The organism is Mycobacterium farcinogenes, assembly GCF_019739075.1.
GTDB classification, from domain to species: domain Bacteria; phylum Actinomycetota; class Actinomycetes; order Mycobacteriales; family Mycobacteriaceae; genus Mycobacterium; species Mycobacterium senegalense.
The window spans coordinates 2,773,189-2,789,626 of record NZ_CP081673.1; the positions used below are offsets into that span (position 1 = coordinate 2,773,189).

Genomic DNA, 16,438 nt, shown 5'->3' on the forward strand with positions numbered 1-16,438 from the left:
TGTTCGGCCGGCTGAGTCATGCGTTACAGTATTACACATGATGTCAATCAGTAACGATGGATCACTGAGCGACCAGATCTTGGATGCCGCCGCCAGCTGCGTGCTGGCCTTCGGCGTGGACCGGGTCACCCTGGCCGAGATCGCCCGGCGGGCCGGGGTGAGCCGACCGACCGTGTACCGCCGCTTCCCCGATACCCAATCGATCCTGGCCGCGCTGCTGACCGCGCGGATCGTGGGTGTGCTCGACGAAACCGGTAGTCAAGGGCCCGGGCGTGCGGCGCTGGTGGCCCGCATGGTGGCGGTGGCCGCACGCTTGCGCCACGACGAGGTGATCATGGCGGTGCTGCATTCCGCACCCGAGGTGGCGATGATCTACATCGCCGAGCGGCTGGGCACCAGCCAGCAGATCCTGATCGACGCGCTGGCCGGCGAGCTCAAGCTCGCCCAGGAGGTCGGTCGGAAAAGTGACCGCGTCCGGCCCGGTGACCCTCGCCAGCTGGCCACGATGTGCCTGCTCATCACGCAATCGGCGATCCAGTCGGCGCAGATGGTCGAGCCCATCCTCGACGCCGAGGCGCTGGCGGTCGAACTCGCTCACGCGCTGAACGGATACCTGGCCTCGTGACCGGCCCCACCGCACTCAACCGCACCAGGCGCGCAACGGAATTGGCCGCCCTGGCCGGCGGGGAAGACCTCGACGTGATCGTCATCGGCGGCGGAATCACCGGTGCGGGCATCGCGCTGGATGCCGCCGCGCGGGGCCTGCAGGTGGCGCTGGTGGAAAAACACGATCTCGCGTTCGGAACCAGCCGGTGGAGTTCCAAACTCGTGCACGGGGGGCTGCGTTACCTGGCCACCGGCAACATCGGGATTGCCCGCCGCAGTGCCATCGAACGCGGAATCCTGATGACCCGCAACGCACCTCACCTCGTCAAGGCCATGCCCCAGCTGGTGCCGTTGCTGCCGTCGATGGGACGCGCTTCGCGCGCGTTGGTGCGCACCGGATTCGTGGCAGGCGACGGCCTGCGCAGGCTCGCCGGCACCAGTGCATCGACCCTTCCGCGATCCCGCCGGGTGGACGCACACCGTACTGCCGAATTGGCTCCCACCGTCCGTACCCAAGGACTCGACGGCGGATTCCTGGCCTACGACGGTCAGCTCATCGACGATGCCCGCCTGGTGACGGCCGTCGCACGCACCGCCGCGCAGCACGGAGCCCGCATCCTGACCAGGGTGTCGGCCGCCGCCGCAGGCGCATCCTGGGTGCGCCTGACCGACGAACTGACCGGGGAATCTTTCGACGCGACCGCGCGCGTCATCGTCAACGCCGCCGGAGTGTGGGCCGGCGATCTGGACCCGGCGCTCACCCTGAGGCCCAGCCGGGGGACACATCTCGTGTTCGACGCCGCGGTGTTCGGCAATCCGACTGCGGCGCTGACCATTCCGATACCGGGGGAGTTGAACCGGTTCGTCTTCGCCATGCCCGAACAACTCGGCAGGGTCTACCTCGGGTTGACCGACGAGGATGCGCCGGGCCCCATTCCCGATGTGCCACAACCGACTCCGGGTGAGATCAGCTTTCTGCTCGACACCGTCAACACCGCGCTGGCCACCGAACTCGGGGTATCCGATGTGCGCGGAGCCTACGCCGGGCTGCGGCCGCTCATCGACACCGGGGAGGGCAACACCGCCGACGTGTCCCGCGAACACGCGGTCGTGGAGTCGGCGACCGGTGTCATCAGCATCATCGGCGGCAAGCTCACCGAATACCGGTACATGGCCCAGGACGTGCTGGACCGGGCACTGGTTCTGCGCGGACTCACCGCCGGTGGCTGTCGCACCGCCAACCTGCCACTGGTCGGCGCACCGGCCAACCCGGTATCCACGCTGCGCTCTGAGCATGAACTGCCGTCCTCACTCGTCGCCCGGTACGGGGCTGAGGCGCCCAACGTGATCGCGCGGGCGCGCTGTTCCCGCCCCACCGAACCGGTGGCCGACGGAATTGACGTCATCCGTGCGGAATTCGAATACGCCGTCACCCATGAAGGCGCCCTGTGCGCCGACGACATCCTGGACCGGCGCACGCGTATCGGTCTTGTCAGCGCCGACCGAGACCGTGCCGCCGACGTGGCTGCCGACATGATCGCCGAATTCGGGGGAGTCCAGTAGTGGCATTCCGCTATTTGGTGAGGAGGATGTCTCGGATCGTTGAGCTGGTGTGGCGCTGCCACATCGCCTGAGTGCCCACCAGCAGTGGAGGTTCGAGTTCGGTGACCACGACGCGACCACCCATGGCCGGGCCGGGCGCCGTGGTGACGAAGGTGGCGGCGCCCGTGGTGAGCGGTGCGGCCACGGTGGCCGCACCTTGAACCCGGCTGACGACATAGTCGGGTTCGAATCCCGCGCGACGGCACGCCGCCATCAGAAAGTCGCTGTAGTACGACGCTCCCGGCGGCGCCCACAGCGCGATACGCTCCCCGGCGAGCTCGTGTATGCCCACGGCGGCTTGGCCGGCCAACCGGTGTTCGCGCGGCAGCGCCAGCCGGACGCGGTCGTAACCGAGGATCGCCGTGGCCAATGCGTTGGTGGGCACCACGCCGCGCCGCAGTCCCAGGTGCACCGTGCCGTCGAGAACGGCAGCACCGAGCTGATCGGGGTAGAGCTGCCGGAAGGTGAACGAGGCGTTCGGAAATGCCGTGACGGCGGGTTCGAGAAGGGTGTAGGCCTCGCTGCCGCTGAGAGCCGGGGTGTGGCCGATGACGAAGTTCTCCGCGGCGCCACCGTCGGCCTGCGCCACCCGCTCTGCCACGGTGCGCGCCGCCGCGAGCAGTGTGCGTCCCTCGGCCAGAAGTAGTTCACCCGCCCGGGTGAGCGTCAGGCGGCGGCCCTCACGCCGGAACAGCGTGGCATTGAGATCTTTCTCCAGTTGCTGCATCGAGCTGCTGAGCGCCTGTTGGCTAATGTGCAGCGAGGTGGCCGCCGCCGTAATGCTGCCGAGGTCGCCTATGGCGATGAACTGACGTAAACGCCGCAGATCAGGTGCATTCAGGGACACCGGACCACCTTATACAAATTTTCCTTGTGAATATATCGGTATTTTGCGTTATCCATTTGTGGATTGCAAAACTACGCTGGCGCTTGTGAGCAAACTAGAGGGTAAATCAGCAATCGTTGCCGCTGGTGCGAAGAACCTGGGTGGCCTGATCAGCACGACGTTGGCTTCGAGGGGTGTCAACGTCGCAGTTCACTACAACAGTGACTCGTCTGAGGCCGATGCCGACAAGACGGTGGCCGCCGTGCAGGCTGCGGGCGTCAAGGCCGTCAAAGTACAGGGCGACCTGACAGTGCCGGCCAACGTCGAGAAGCTCTTCGAGACGGCGATCGACGCCTTCGGCAGCGTCGACATCGCGGTCAACACCGTCGGCAAGGTGTTGCGCAAGCCGTTCGTGGAAACCACTGAGGCCGAATACGATTCGATGTTCGACATCAACGCCAAGGCCGCCTACTTCTTTCTGCAACAGGCCGGCAAGCGCCTGGCCGACAATGGATCGGTGATCACCATCGTCACGGCGCTGCTGGCGGCCTACACCGACGGTTACTCCACCTACGCCGGCTCCAAGAGCCCCGTCGAGCATTTCACCCGCGCGGCATCCAAAGAGTTCGGCGTGCGGGGCATCAACGTCAACAACGTGGCGCCCGGCCCGATGGACACGCCGTTCTTCTACCCGCAGGAGACCCCGGAGCGCGTCGAGTTTCACAAGTCGCAGGCGATGGGCAACCGGCTGACCGAGATCACCGACATCGCCCCGCTGGTCGTGTTCCTGGCCGACGAGGGGCACTGGATCAACGGGCAGACCATCTTCGCCAACGGCGGCTACACCACGCGCTAGTACGCCGAGCAGACGCAAATGTCCCCCAAAACAACAGTTTTGGGGGACATTTGCGTCTGCTCGCGGGAATGCGAGTTACAGCGGGATGTTCTTGTGGCGGCCGCGCCGGTGCGGGGCCTCGGCCAACGCCTGCGTCAGCTTGCTGCGGGTGTGGGCCGGATCGATCTTCTCGTCGACCACGCCGATCTCGATCGCGGAATCCACGCCGCCGGCGATGCGCTCATGCTCGATGGCGAGCTCCTCGTGCAGCGCCTCACGCTCGTGATCCGGCGCGGCGGCCAGCTTGCGCTTGTGCAGGATGCCCACCGCGGCCTTGGCGCCCATGACGGCGACCTCGGCGTCCGGCCAGGCGAACACCTTGGTGGCGTTGAGCGACCGCGAGTTCATCGCGATGTAGGCGCCGCCGTAGATCTTGCGGGTCACCAGGGTGACGCGGGGGACCGAGGACTCACCGAACGCGTGCAGCAGCTTGGCGCCACGACGCACCACACCGCCCCACTCCTGGTCCACACCGGGCAGGTAGCCGGGAACGTCGACGACGACCACCAGCGGGATACCGAACGCATCGCACAGCCGCACGAAACGCGCTGACTTCTCGGCGCTTTCGGAGTTCAGGCAGCCGCCGAGGCGCAGCGGGTTGTTGGCGATCACACCGACCGTGCGACCGGCCAGCCGGCCCAGGCCGACCACGATCGACGGGGCCCACTTGGCCTGGAACTCCTCGAACGGCACGCCCTCGTCGAGCAGTGCCTCGACGATCGGGTGCACGTCGTAGGCGCGCCGCGCGGACTCGGGCATCAGCGCGGCCAGGTCGGTGTCGCCGGCCTCGGCCTTGCTGCGATCGAAATGGCCCTGCTGGCTGAACAATCCGACCAGGCGACGGCCGCGCTCGTAGGCGTCGAGTTCGTCGTCGGCGACGATGTGGCACACGCCGGACTTCTTGTGGTGCGCGTCGGGGCCGCCGAGCGAGACCATGTCGACGTCCTCACCGGTGACACTGCGGACCACGTCCGGACCGGTGACGAACACCTTGCTGTCCGGGGCCATGATGATGACGTCGGTCAGGGCGGGCCCGTAGGCCGCGCCGCCGGCCGCGAAGCCGACGACCACCGAGATCTGCGGAATGTAGCCGGACGCCCGGATCATCGCCTCGAACACCAGACCGACCGCGTGCAGCGCCTTGACACCCTCGGCCAGCCGGGCGCCGCCCGAGTGCCAGATACCGACGATCGGGCTCTGTTCCTCGATCGCGGTGTCGTAGGCGTTGACGATGTGGGCACAGCCCTCGATGCCCATGGCACCGCCCATCACGGTGCCATCGGTGCAGAACGCGATCGTCCGAACACCGTTGACGGTGCCGGCCGCCGCGAGCACGCCGGAACGGTCGCGCTCATGGAGCAGTTCGACGCTGCCGTCGTCGAAGAACGTCTGCAGGCGCAACAGCGGATCACGAGGATCGAGTGATTCGGCGGCTGCCTCGGGGGCCATGATCGTCATAAAGGTCTCCTTTGGTGGAAAGCGCTGGAGTCTCAGTACTTTCCGAAGGCGAGCGCGACGTTGTGCCCACCGAATCCGAACGAATTGTTGATTGCGTACTTGAAATCACCCTGTCGCGGCTCACCGGCGACAACGTCCAGATCGATCTCCGGATCGAGGTTCTGCAGGTTGCGCGTCGGCGGAATCACACCGTCGCGCAACGCCAGCACCGTCAGGATGGATTCCACCGCACCGACCGCACCGACCGAGTGGCCCAGCGCCGCCTTGGGCGCGTAGACCGCGGGCTTGTGGCCGCCCATCGCGTTGTTGATCGCCTTGCTCTCGGCCACGTCGCCGACGTTGGTGCCGGTGGCATGGGCGTTGACGTGGTCGATATCGGTGGGCTGCAGACCCGCCAGTTGGATGGCCCGGGTCATGGCGTAACCGGCCTGCTCACCGTTGGGATCCGGGGCCACGATGTGGTAGCCGTCGGAGGTCACGCTGGCACCCATGATGCGGCCCAGGATGTTGGCGCCGCGCGCCTTGGCATGCTCCTCGGTCTCGATGACCATCAGGGCGCCGGCCTCGCCGAAGACGAAGCCGTTGCGATCCTTGTCGAAGGGCTTGCAGGCGCCTTCGGGATCGTCGTTGGAGTTGGACAGCACGATGCGCATCTGGGCGAACCCGGCGATCGGCACTGCCTCGATCTTGGTCTCGACGCCACCGCAGATCGCCATATCGGCCTCACCGAGGACGATCTGACGCCATGCGTTGGCGATCGCTTCGGAACCCGACGCGCAGGCCGAGATCGAGGTACACACCCCGGCCTTGGCCTTGCGCTCGAGACCGATGGCGGCCGCCGCGCCGTTGGGCATGTACATCTGCACCACCAGCGGCGACACGGCGCGCAGGCCCTTGGCCCGCATGCCGTCATAGGCGAACACGAGTTCTTCGGTCGAACCCAGACCGGTGCCGATCGACACCATGAGACGGCGGGCATCGACCTCGGGTGAGCCGGCATTGGCCCAGACCCGGCGGCCGATGACCGTCGCCATCTTCTGCAAATATGACAGCCGGCGCAGTTCGACCCGCGTCAGTTCGGAGTCGAACTCTTCGAGGAGATGGCCGCCGATGCGAACCGGCAGGTCATACTCCTCGACGAACCCGTCGGTGAGCTTCCGGATGCCGCTCTGACCATCGAGCAGCTTCTTCCAGGTGCTTTCAGCATCGGTTGCCAGCGCCGTCGACATGGCTACGCCGGTGACAACCACATTGGGAAGACCGTTCCCAGTGGACAATCCCGCCATATTTACTGTGTTCTTCCCTTCCGTGTCTACCTTCCGGGCTGCGGCCCGGGCCCCCCGACCAGGCTGGGTTCTAGCTCAGTACTTACCGAAGGCCAGGGCCACATTGTGGCCGCCGAACCCGAACGAGTTGTTGATGGCGTACTTGTAGTCGCCATAACGAGGCTCGCCCGCAACCACATCGAGATCGATCTCAGGATCCGGTGTCTCATAGTTCAGCGTCGGAGGGATGACCCCGTCGCGCAACGCGAGCACCGTCAGCACCGACTCCAGCGCACCGACCGCACCGATCGAGTGACCCAGAGCCGACTTCGGCGCGTACACCGCGGCGTTCTGGCATCCGGCGACCCGGATGGCATTGGCCTCAGCGGTGTCACCGATCGGGGTGGCCGTGCCGTGGGCATTGACGTGGTCGATGTCCTTGGCTTCCAGCCCGGCGGTTTCCAGGGCCCGCTTCATCGCGGCACCGGCGCGCACACCGTTGTCCGCCGGGGCCACCATGTGGAACGCGTCCGAGGTGATACCGGCGCCCATCAGCCGAGCCAGCGGCTTGGCGCCACGGGCCAGGGCGTGCTCCTCGGTCTCGATGATCATCATCGCGCCGGCCTCGCCGAACACGAATCCGTCACGGTCCTTGTCGAACGGCCGAGAGGCACCCGCGGGATCTTCGTTGCGGGTCGACATGGCGCGCATCATCGAGAACGCCGCGATCGGCAGCGCCTCGATGCCGCCTTCCACGCCGCCGACGACGGCGAAGTCCGCGTCGCCCATCACGATCTGACGCCAGCCGTGGGCGATGGCCTCAGATCCCGACGAACACGCTGACACCGGCGTGATGACCCCGGCGCGGGCGCCGAGCTCAAGACCGGCGACCGCGGCCGCACCGTTGGGCATGATCATCTGAACGGCGAGCGGGCTGACCTTGCGGATCCCGCCCTCGTTCATGGCGTCATAGGTCTCGACGATCTTCTCGCCGCCGCCGAGGCCCGTGCCGATCACGACCGAGAAGCGATCCGGATCGACCTCGGGCGCTCCGGCGTTCTTCCACAGCCGGCGGGCCAGCACCAGTGACATGCGCTGCACGTAGGAGTTGCGGCGCAGTTCGATGCGGGTGAGGTGACTGTCGATGTCGTCGACCAGGTGACCGCCGATCCGCACCGGAAGGTCCCACTTGGTGACGAAGTCGTCGGTCAACTCATGGATGCCGCTTTCTCCGGCCAGGAGGCCCTTCCACGTGCTCTCGATGTCAGCAGCGAGCGCCGTGGTGGCCTCCACGGCGGTCACCACGACGTTCGGGAAGCCTCCGTTAGCAGTGGAAGGTTTGCTCATTCCGAGCCAAACTTCTCGCGCAGGGCGGCGGCAGCCTCGGGGTTCTCTTCCTCGAGCTTCTGGATGTAGGAGACCACGTCACCAACGGTGCGCAGGCCGGCCAGATCCTCGTCGGGGATCTTCACGCCGTACTTGTCCTCGGTCTGCACGGCGATCTCGACCATCGACAGCGAGTCGATGTCCAGGTCGTCGACGAAGCTCTTCTCAGGGGTCACCTCGGACGGCTCGATGCCGGTGACCTCTTCGATGATCTCGGCGAGACCGGCGATGATTTCTTCTTGACTGGCGGCCACGATGGCTCCTTCTTGTTGTTGAAAGCGCCCCCCGGGTGCGGAGGACAATTCGGGACGTTCGGTTGGTACTGCGTTGGTGCTACTGCTATTCGGTTGTCGGCGGACTCAGAGCTCGTCCAAGCCGTCCAGATCGGCAGGGGCCTTGACCGCGCGGGTCGGCGTGCCCTTGAGTTCACGTTTCGCGATGCCGACGAGGGTGCCCGCCGGCGGGAACTCGATGATTCCGGCGCGCTCGGCACCGGAGAAACGATCCCGCATGGTGGCGGTGCAAAGATCCCAGCGCACCGGCTTGGTCAGCTGGGACACCAGCTTTTCCATCGCGTCGGCGGCCGAGGCGACCGGCTGGCCGTCTGCGTTCGACAGAAGTGTCGCGGTCGGCTCGGAGGTTGTTACAGACTCCGCAGCGGCGGCGTATCCGTCCAGCGCGGAAGCCATGTAATGGGTGTGGAACGCGCCCGCGGTCGCCAGCTGACGAACCCGGGCCTTGGCCGGCGGATCCTCGGCGAGCTTCTCCAGGGCCGCGACCGCACCGGCGGCCACGATCTGGCCGGCGGCGTTGCGGTTGGCCGGAACCAGGTCGAGCGACTCCAGTCGGGCGAGCACCTCGGCCTCGTCGCCGCCGAGCACCGCCGACATGCCGGTCGGTTCGACGGCGCAGGCCTTGGCCATCTCGGCGCCACGGGTGGCGGCCAGCTTGACCGCATCGTCGGCGGAGATGACGCCCGCAATCGCGTAGGCGGCGATCTCGCCCACCGAGTGGCCCGCGACGATGGTCTCTGCGGTTTGGGGCACTCCGCGCTTGGTCAGTTCCTCATAGGCCAGCAGCGTGGCGGCCACCACCAGAGGCTGTGTCACCGCGGTGTCGGTGATCTCCTCGGCGGTGGCGGTGGTTCCCAGCCGCGCCAGGTCCAGGCCGCTGATCTGCGACCACGTGGCGAGGCGATCGGCGGCACCGGGCAGCTCCAGCCAAGCGGAGAGCATGCCGGGCGTCTGCGATCCCTGTCCGGGAGCAAGCAATGCGAGCACGGGTTGAGGCACGTCATTAAGAGAACACTGTGAAGACGGTTTTGTGGGGTGTAAGAGATTATGAACCTTGTCTTATGTTTTTGTAGGTTCCCCACAAAAGTGCATGTGATGCGACTTTCCCTATACCTCAGCGAAATCTGTCACCGGGTGTCGTCGCGCCGGGCAGACCAAGATCAGCCGAGCTGACCGCCCGGCTGTGCCGGACGAACCGCCGGAAGCACGCGGGCTCCGCCATTTAGCGTGCTCGACTGGTATGCCTGTTTGCTCAGTCGGCCAACCGTCGACGCTACGCGCAGTACATAGGCGTCCCGCGGCACGGCGGGGTCACGGCCGGTGAAGTCGCCGATCCGTTTCAGTCGGTAGCGCACCGTGTTTGGATGAACGAACAATTTGCGAGCACAAGCTTCTATGGCGCCGCCCGAATCCAGGAACGCGTCGAGAGTCTCCGTGAGCGCCGGGCCGGCATCCGCCAACGGCCGCATGACCTCGGTTTCCAGTGCGGCGATGGCCGTCGCGTCGCCCAGCAGAGCGCGCTCGGGCAGCAGCTCGCGCGCCGCCACCGGCCGGGGCGCGCCGGGCCAGCCGGTCACCGCGTTCATGCCGGAGATCGCCTCGGTGGCACTGCGGTGGGCCGCGATCAGCGTGGGGGTGGTCGGCCCGATCACCACCGGCCCGTCGGCGAACACCGACAGCAGGTCGACCAGGAAACGATCGGTTGCTGCCAGCGCGCCAGAGACGATCGTGATCAGCCAGGTGCCGTGCACATCCGACAGCGCCGCCCGGTCATGACGTTTGACGGCGTCGTGGATGTCGTCGCGAGCCAGGTCCAACCGGTCCGAGCGGGGCAGGCCGACGATCACCGTGGCCGGCGCAGTGGCATCCCAGTTCAGCGCCGCCGCCTGTGACTGCAGCTCGGGGCCGGTATCGCCGCGCACCACCGCATCGACGACGTTGGCCTCCATCCGCAGATCCCAGGCCCCGCGGGCCTCGGCCTGGTCGGCATACGCGCTGGCCGCCGCGAATGCCAGGTCCCGGCTGTAGCGCAGGATGCCCGCGGTCAGCGCGTTGAGCTGCTCTTCGGACCTGGCCAGCAGCGGTACCACTTCTTCGAAGAACTCCATCGACGTACGCACCATCTCGACGGACTGACGCAACGCGATACGTCGGCGCAGGTCCTGCGGCACCACCTCGAAGGCCTGCGCGGTATAGCTGACGTCGCTCTCCGGGTCCCGCATCCATTCGACGAAGTTGACGACGGCGGTTTGCACGACCAGCTGCACGCTGGCCCGCTGCGACGCGTCGAGGTCGGAGAAAAAATCCAGGCGCTCGGCCATGGCGTGCACCGCCTCGGTCGCCAGCCGGCCGGAATACTGCTTCAGCCGGCGCAGCGTCGAGTCGGGCACGCTCTCCAGGACCTCGACGGTCGACTTCGGCGGCACAAACCGCTTGTCGGGCATCCCTAAAAGCTACGCCACTTTTCTAGTGGATTCCTCCAACGCTAGGCGCTGCCGGTGTCGACGTAGGACACCGCGGCGGCGAACACGTCGTCGATCTTGTACTGCTTGGCTGCCGCGATGGCCACTGACGGATCGATCTCGCCGTCCCGGGCCAGCCCCTCGAGCACGGCCACCACCACCGACTCGGCGTCGGTGTTGAAATAGCGCCGCGCGGCCGGGCGGGTGTCGGAGAAGCCGAAGCCGTCGGTACCCAGCGTGATGTAGGTACCAGGCACCCAGGGCCGGATCTGCTCGGGCACGGCCCGCATCCAGTCCGACACCGCCACCACCGGGCCGGCCGCGTCGGCCAGCGCGCTGGTGACATGCGGCGTGCGGGCGGGCTGGTCGGGATGACGCAAGCGGTGCCGCTCGATCTCCACGCCCTCACGGTTGAGCTCGCCCCAGCTGGTGACCGACCACACGTCGGCGGCCACGTCCCACTCCTCGGCCAGCATGTCGGCCGCCCGCAGCGCCTCGGGCATGGACACACCCGAGGCCAGGATCTGCGCGGCGTTGGAGCGCTTGTCAGCGGCCCGGCGATACCGGTACATCCCACGCAACAGCGCCTCGGTGTCCAGATCGGCCGGCTCGGCGGGCTGGACGTAAGGCTCGTTGTAGATGGTGATGTAGAAGAACACGTTCTCGGCGTGCTCGCCGTACATCCGCTGCAGACCGCTCTCGATGATGTGGGCGATCTCGTAGGCGAACGCGGGGTCGTAGGTGACGGCGGCCGGATTGGTCGACGCCAGCAGCAGCGAATGGCCGTCAGCGTGCTGCAGACCCTCGCCCGTCAGCGTGGTGCGCCCGGCCGTCGCGCCGAGCACGAAGCCCTTGGCCATCTGGTCGGCCGCCGCCCACAGGCCGTCGCCGGTGCGCTGGAACCCGAACATCGAATAGAAGATGTAGATCGGGATCATCGGCTCGTTGTGGGTCGAGTACGACGTGCCCACCGCGGTGAACGAAGCCGTCGAACCGGCCTCGTTGATGCCCTCGTGCAGGATCTGGCCGACCTCGGATTCCTTGTACGCCAGCATCAATGCCGAGTCCACCGACGTGTACAGCTGCCCGTTCCGGTTGTAGATCTTCAGGCTCGGGAACCACGAGTCCATGCCGAAGGTGCGGGCCTCGTCCGGGATGATCGGCACCAGACGCGGGCCGATGTTCTTGTCCCGCAACAGTTCCTTGAACGTACGCACCGTGGCCATGGTGGTGGCCACGGCCTGGTTGCCGGACCCCTTCTTCAGCGCCTGGTAGGCATCCGAGGAGGGCAGCTGCAGGGCAGTGGACTTGTTACGCCGGGCCGGCACGAAACCGCCCAGCGCCCGGCGCCGGTCCAGCAGGTACCGGATCTCGGGTGCCTCGGGCCCGGGGTGGTAGTACGGCGGCAGGTAAGGATCCTCTTCCAGCTGGGCATCGCTGATCGGCACCCGGGTGACGTCGCGGAAGTCCTTGAGATCCTGCAGCGCAAGCTTTTTCATCTGGTGCGTGGCGTTGCGGCCCTCGAAGTGGCTGCCCAGCGTGTAGCCCTTGATGGTCTTGGCCAGGATGACCGTCGGCTGGCCCTTGTGCTCCATCGCGGCACGGTAGGCGGCGTACACCTTGCGGTAGTCGTGACCGCCGCGCTTGAGGTTCCAGATCTCCTGGTCGGTCATCGGCTCGACCAGGGCCTTGGTGCGCGGGTCGCGACCGAAGAAGTGATCGCGCACGTAGGCGCCGTCGTTGGCCTTGTAGGTCTGGTAGTCGCCGTCGGGCGTGGTGTTCATCAGATTGACCAGGGCGCCGTCGCGGTCGGCGTGCAGCAGGGTGTCCCATTCGCGGCCCCAGACCACCTTGATGACGTTCCAGCCGGCGCCGCGGAAGAACGACTCCAGCTCCTGGATGATCTTGCCGTTGCCGCGCACCGGGCCGTCCAGGCGCTGCAGGTTGCAGTTCACCACGAAGGTCAGGTTGTCCAGCGCCTCGTTGGCGGCCACCTGGATCAGGCCGCGGCTCTCCGGCTCGTCCATCTCGCCGTCGCCGAGGAAAGCCCACACGTGCTGATCGCTGGTGTCCTTGAGCCCGCGGTCATGCAGGTAGTGGTTGAACCGGGCCTGGTAGATCGCGTTCATCGGACCGAGGCCCATGGACACCGTGGGGAATTCCCAGAAGTCGGGCATCAGGCGAGGGTGCGGGTAGGACGGCAGGCCGCCGCCGGGATGGCTGTGTTCCTGGCGGAAACCATCCAGTTGGTCGGTCGTCAGCCGGCCCTCGAGGAAGGCTCGGGCGTAGATGCCGGGGGAGGCGTGACCCTGGATGAAAACCTGGTCGCCACCGCCCGGGTGGGATTTGCCGCGGAAGAAGTGGTTGAACCCGACCTCATACAGCGAGGCCGACGACGCGTACGTCGAAATATGGCCGCCCACACCGACTCCCGGCCGCTGAGCGCGGTGCACCATGATGGCCGCGTTCCACCGGATCCAGGCGCGGTAGCGTCGCTCGACGTCCTCGTCGCCGGGGAACCAGGGCTCGAGTTCGGTGGGAATGGTGTTGACGTAATCGGTCGACGTCAGCGCCGGGATGGCGACCCGCTTCTCACGTGAGCGCTCCAGCAGGCGCAGCATCAGATACCGGGCCCGTGCCGGACCGGACCGCTCCAGCAACTCGTCGAACGATTCCAGCCATTCCGCGGTCTCGTCGGTGTCGATATCCGGAAGGTAGGAGGCAACTCCCTCGCGAATCACCCGTACCCGGTCGGGTTCGGCTGCGGTAGAGGAGTTTTGGGCCAGATCCTGGCGCACGAACTCGGTGGTCAACTTCCGCTCCTTGTTAGGCGGTTACTACTGACAGTGCTTGTGGCACCTTCTATCGTCCACCTATCTTGCCGCCTGCTCGCCGCTGGGGGTGGCGCTGCGCAAGTTACCCATCAGTTGCTTTCGGAACCGGTAACGTCTGCAGATCGTGCCGGTTGATGGGCAGTTTGAGGCAAAGGGGCGGATCGCCGCGGGCGCACTGGGTGGCGCCGCGCTGATCGCGATGGTCGTGGTGGGTTGTTCGTCCGTTACCGGCGGTACCGCACAGGTTGATTCGTCGGCGGCGCCCGACTACCGGGCCTCGGTGAAGGCCTCGATCGAGGAGTCCTCGGCGAGCTCGGTGACCCGCGAATCCGAACGGCAGGCCTCGCTGACCACCCGCGCCGTGCACACGGTCTGCGAAGACCTCAGCACTTCCGCCGTCGACGCGGTCAACGCGGTCAACGGGTACGTCGAAGCCGTCAACAACGGCGGGGACACCGCGGCCAAGGCCGGCCCGGCCATCGATGGGCTGAACCGCAGCGCCGATCTGGTCAGTTCGGGCCTGTCGGATGCGTTGTCACCGGAACTGCGCGCCGCGCTGACCGAGTGGGTCGACTCCGCCAGAGCCCTCGTCGCCGCCATATCCGGCCACGTCGGCCCGGATGAGTTCAACGCGGCATCGACCCGCTCGAACACGGCCAGAGAGGACGCGCTGAACCGATGCGACAAGGCTTACTGACCGGCGGGCGGACAAAGTAGCCCGCCGGACACCCGCACAACAGTGTCGGCGTGCGACGATAGGGCAATACGCAGTCTTGAGACAGGCTCGAAGAAAGGTAAGGAGGACCGACGGTGGTCGCGGCGGCGGGGACGGACTCAGGCCCGAACTACGCCCACATCCTGGGCATCCACAAGGATCAGATAGTCCAGGAACTGGGTTGGGACGAGGATAGCGACGACGACATCCGGGCCGACATCGAGGAAGCGTGTGGCTCAGAGCTGCTCGATGAGGATTCGGACGAGGTCGTCGACGTCGTATTGCTTTGGTGGAGGGACGACGACGGGGATCTCGTCGACCGGCTCATGGACGCCATCACTCCACTCGCTGAGGACGGCGTGATCTGGGTGGTGACCCCCAAGACCGGCAAGCCCGGGCACGTGTTGCCCGCGGAGATCGCCGAATCGGCGCCGACAGCCGGTCTGATGCAGACCTCGTCGGCGAAGTTGGGGGACTGGACGGCGAGCCGGTTGGTGCAACCCAAGTCGAAGGCCGCGGGTAAGCGGACCTGATGTTGGCCGTAGGGGACCCGGCGCCCGATTTCACGCTCCGGGACCAGAACGGCAGGCCGGTCACCCTCAGCGCGTACCGCGGGGTCAAGGACGTGCTGCTGGTGTTCTTTCCGTTGGCGTTCACCGGCGTGTGTGAAGGCGAACTCGGGGAGATCCGCGACAAGCTGCCGCTGTACGAGAACGACGACACCGCGACCCTGGCCATCTCGGTCGGCCCGCCACCGACGCACAAGATCTGGTCCATCGAAAGCGGATTCACGTTCCCGGTGCTCTCGGATTTCTGGCCGCACGGCGCGGTCACCCAGACCTACGGCGTGTTCAACGACGATGCCGGATACCCGAACCGCGGCACGTTCGTCGTCGACCGGGCCGGCACGATCCGCTTCGCCGAGATGATGGATCCGGGCCAGCCACGCGATCAGGCGGTGTGGCGGGACGCTTTGGCGGCCTTGAGGGCTTGATCTCCCGCGGGATTTCCGGTCACGCCCCTGCGGCGTGTACCGTGCCTGCGACGGGGCGCGTAGCTCAGTGGTAGAGCTCTGGTTTTACACACCAGCGGTCGGCGGTTCGATACCGTCCGCGCCCACCATCACAATCCCAGGTCCTAGGACCACACCGGCTTCGCTCGTTTCAGCGTGAGTTCCTGGCCGCGCATGACGGTCTCACCCCAGCACGACGGGTTGTCCTCGGAGAACTTCATGTTCACGAACCCCGTGAGATCGCGCCTGATGACGTACTTGAACGCGACCGGGCCGGTCTTCTCCGCGAGGGCGCCGGCCTTGCACTGCATGCCGGGGCTGACGCGCTCACCGACCCACGCGCCTTTGTGCCGATCGGCGCCGGAGTCCCATGCCAGGTCCAGTTGCCATGCGCCTTCGGTCGCGGGGGAGTGCACGCGCAGGCATCGTGGCCCGCAGCCCGACAGCATCCAGTCGTAGGGTTGCGGTGTGGCGTCGCCCGAGGTTTCGGTGACGGTGTAGACGCCGGGGCGAGGCAGCGGTGGGGCCGGTGGTTCGGGGACCGGCGCCGGTGGGGCCGAGGCCTGAAGGCCACCGAGCGCGAATCCGATTGCCAGCGAAACGGCAACCAGGACAATGGCGTCTTTCAAGGGGACCTCCGCGTCGGATCATATCCGCGGACGCGGCGATACCCTGCGGTACCACCCGAGTTCAGGCTCCGGCGAAGAATTCCAGGGCGATGCCGTCAGGATCGCGGAAACTGAGCCCCGACCCGTACGGCGCGTCGACGATGCCTCCGTGGGCGATGCCCAGCCCGTCGAGCCGGTCCACCCAAGCCTCCAGGTCCGCTCGCGATGCGCAGCCGAAGCCGACGTGGTCAAGGCCCACCCGGAACTCGCTGAAACGCTCGTCGGGCGCGGGATTTCGGTGTTGATGGATACCGAACAGCGTGCCGTTCTCCAGCAGCCACACTTGGTGGTGGAAGCCGGCGTCGGTGTCCTCGTCGAGCACCGGATCGGCGTCGAACAGCGTCCGGTACCACGGGCCGCTGACCGTGAGATCGCGGACGGTGACCGCCACATGAGCCAACGCTGGAAACGTCATA

The 16,438-nt window shown here is 66.6% G+C and carries 16 protein-coding genes and 1 tRNA gene; 7 read left to right on the forward strand and 10 right to left on the reverse strand.

Annotation, left to right across the window (positions count from 1 at the left end):
• Nucleotides 1-37 precede the first annotated feature (37 nt).
• Nucleotides 38-625 carry a TetR/AcrR family transcriptional regulator gene (locus tag K6L26_RS13100; RefSeq protein ID WP_036394261.1) on the forward strand — a complete coding sequence of 196 codons (588 nt, stop codon included), beginning with the start codon at nucleotides 38-40 and terminating at the stop codon, nucleotides 623-625.
• Nucleotides 622-2,169, forward strand: a complete 1,548-nt coding sequence (locus K6L26_RS13105; protein WP_076212964.1) for a glycerol-3-phosphate dehydrogenase/oxidase — start codon at nucleotides 622-624, stop codon at nucleotides 2,167-2,169. Before K6L26_RS13100 ends, K6L26_RS13105 begins: the two co-directional genes overlap by 4 nt.
• Nucleotides 2,170-2,179: 10 nt before the next feature.
• Here the strand turns inward: K6L26_RS13105 and K6L26_RS13110 are convergent, their stop codons facing one another.
• Nucleotides 2,180-3,055, reverse strand: coding sequence for a LysR family transcriptional regulator (locus tag K6L26_RS13110; RefSeq protein ID WP_221853239.1), 876 nt, complete (start codon nucleotides 3,053-3,055; stop codon nucleotides 2,180-2,182).
• Between the two features lie 85 nt (nucleotides 3,056-3,140).
• Between K6L26_RS13110 and K6L26_RS13115 the strand changes: the two genes are divergently transcribed.
• On the forward strand, nucleotides 3,141-3,890 hold the full coding sequence (locus tag K6L26_RS13115) for an SDR family oxidoreductase (RefSeq protein WP_221853240.1): 750 nt from the start codon (nucleotides 3,141-3,143) through the stop codon (nucleotides 3,888-3,890).
• 75 nt (nucleotides 3,891-3,965) lie between these two features.
• Here the strand turns inward: K6L26_RS13115 and K6L26_RS13120 are convergent, their stop codons facing one another.
• The 7 genes from K6L26_RS13120 to aceE form a co-directional block, all read right to left on the reverse strand.
• Nucleotides 3,966-5,387, reverse strand: coding sequence for an acyl-CoA carboxylase subunit beta (locus tag K6L26_RS13120; RefSeq protein WP_003884430.1), 1,422 nt, complete (start codon nucleotides 5,385-5,387; stop codon nucleotides 3,966-3,968).
• A 32-nt stretch (nucleotides 5,388-5,419) separates the two neighbouring features.
• A complete protein-coding gene (gene kasB, locus K6L26_RS13125; RefSeq protein ID WP_036393812.1) occupies nucleotides 5,420-6,673 on the reverse strand; it encodes a 3-oxoacyl-ACP synthase KasB in 1,254 nt (417 codons plus the stop codon).
• 75 nt (nucleotides 6,674-6,748) lie between these two features.
• On the reverse strand, nucleotides 6,749-7,999 hold the full coding sequence (gene kasA, locus K6L26_RS13130; protein WP_019346328.1) for a 3-oxoacyl-ACP synthase KasA: 1,251 nt from the start codon (nucleotides 7,997-7,999) through the stop codon (nucleotides 6,749-6,751).
• Nucleotides 7,996-8,292, reverse strand: a complete 297-nt coding sequence (acpM, locus tag K6L26_RS13135) for a meromycolate extension acyl carrier protein AcpM (protein ID WP_003884427.1) — start codon at nucleotides 8,290-8,292, stop codon at nucleotides 7,996-7,998. Before acpM ends, kasA begins: the two co-directional genes overlap by 4 nt.
• Nucleotides 8,293-8,397: 105 nt before the next feature.
• Nucleotides 8,398-9,318 carry an ACP S-malonyltransferase gene (locus K6L26_RS13140; RefSeq protein WP_109789864.1) on the reverse strand — a complete coding sequence of 307 codons (921 nt, stop codon included), beginning with the start codon at nucleotides 9,316-9,318 and terminating at the stop codon, nucleotides 8,398-8,400.
• 173 nt (nucleotides 9,319-9,491) lie between these two features.
• On the reverse strand, nucleotides 9,492-10,775 hold the full coding sequence (locus K6L26_RS13145; RefSeq protein ID WP_019346330.1) for a PucR family transcriptional regulator: 1,284 nt from the start codon (nucleotides 10,773-10,775) through the stop codon (nucleotides 9,492-9,494).
• Nucleotides 10,776-10,816: 41 nt separating this feature from the next.
• Nucleotides 10,817-13,606 (reverse strand): pyruvate dehydrogenase (acetyl-transferring), homodimeric type, encoded by a 2,790-nt coding sequence (gene aceE, locus K6L26_RS13150; protein ID WP_064895733.1) that lies wholly within the window; start codon nucleotides 13,604-13,606, stop codon nucleotides 10,817-10,819.
• Between the two features lie 145 nt (nucleotides 13,607-13,751).
• On the opposite strand from aceE, the gene K6L26_RS13155 reads away from it, so the two are divergent.
• From K6L26_RS13155 to K6L26_RS13170, 4 genes are all read left to right on the forward strand, one after another.
• The gene (locus K6L26_RS13155) at nucleotides 13,752-14,324 is read left to right on the forward strand and encodes an Rv2240c family protein (RefSeq protein WP_019346332.1); all 573 of its coding nucleotides are present in this window, start codon (nucleotides 13,752-13,754) and stop codon (nucleotides 14,322-14,324) included.
• 113 nt (nucleotides 14,325-14,437) lie between these two features.
• Nucleotides 14,438-14,875 (forward strand): DUF3052 domain-containing protein, encoded by a 438-nt coding sequence (locus K6L26_RS13160; RefSeq protein WP_019346333.1) that lies wholly within the window; start codon nucleotides 14,438-14,440, stop codon nucleotides 14,873-14,875.
• The gene (locus K6L26_RS13165; protein ID WP_019346334.1) at nucleotides 14,875-15,336 is read left to right on the forward strand and encodes a peroxiredoxin; all 462 of its coding nucleotides are present in this window, start codon (nucleotides 14,875-14,877) and stop codon (nucleotides 15,334-15,336) included. Before K6L26_RS13160 ends, K6L26_RS13165 begins: the two co-directional genes overlap by 1 nt.
• A gap of 53 nt (nucleotides 15,337-15,389) precedes the next feature.
• Nucleotides 15,390-15,464: transfer RNA gene (locus K6L26_RS13170), tRNA-Val, on the forward strand.
• 15 nt (nucleotides 15,465-15,479) lie between these two features.
• On the opposite strand, the gene K6L26_RS13175 is transcribed toward K6L26_RS13170, so the two are convergent.
• Both K6L26_RS13175 and K6L26_RS13180 read right to left on the reverse strand, forming a co-directional pair.
• Nucleotides 15,480-15,983 (reverse strand): hypothetical protein, encoded by a 504-nt coding sequence (locus K6L26_RS13175; RefSeq protein ID WP_064895732.1) that lies wholly within the window; start codon nucleotides 15,981-15,983, stop codon nucleotides 15,480-15,482.
• 61 nt (nucleotides 15,984-16,044) lie between these two features.
• On the reverse strand, nucleotides 16,045-16,437 hold the full coding sequence (locus K6L26_RS13180; protein ID WP_064895730.1) for a VOC family protein: 393 nt from the start codon (nucleotides 16,435-16,437) through the stop codon (nucleotides 16,045-16,047).
• Nucleotide 16,438: the final 1 nt, after the last annotated feature.